The sequence below is a fragment of the Staphylococcus sp. HMSC071G07 genome (assembly GCF_001811435.1).
Classification (GTDB): domain Bacteria; phylum Bacillota; class Bacilli; order Staphylococcales; family Staphylococcaceae; genus Staphylococcus; species Staphylococcus pettenkoferi.
Genome location: NZ_KV804784.1, coordinates 152,683 through 152,998, shown reverse-complemented (window position 1 = coordinate 152,998; position 316 = coordinate 152,683). Strand labels below are relative to the sequence as shown.

Genomic DNA, 316 nt, shown 5'->3' with positions numbered 1-316 from the left:
TTGTGCATTCTTCTTGGCATCCGCTGCATCGTGGTTCGCTTTTTCTAAAGCATCATGCTCATCCGGCGTAATTAGACCATCGGCATTCGCTTCTTTCAACTTATCTTGAGCTGCTTGATCCGCATTTTTAGCTGCGTTAACCGCTGCTTGCGCTTCCTCGCGTTGTGCATCGACTTCGTCGGATATGCCGTTCGCATCGGAGTCATTCACATCTGGTATATCGATACCATTTAATTTTTCTAATTCACTTGGCATGTCCCCTCGTTGGTCGGATGGTAGTGCATCCACTTTCTCTTGTGCATTCTTCTTGGCATCC

The 316-nt window shown here is 47.2% G+C and carries 1 protein-coding gene; it reads right to left on the bottom strand.

All coding sequences use genetic code 11. The annotated features are described in order from the left end of the window. The coding region (locus HMPREF2802_RS12185) for a GA-like domain-containing protein (RefSeq protein WP_218085173.1) at positions 1-316 on the bottom strand (316 nt) is incomplete at both ends.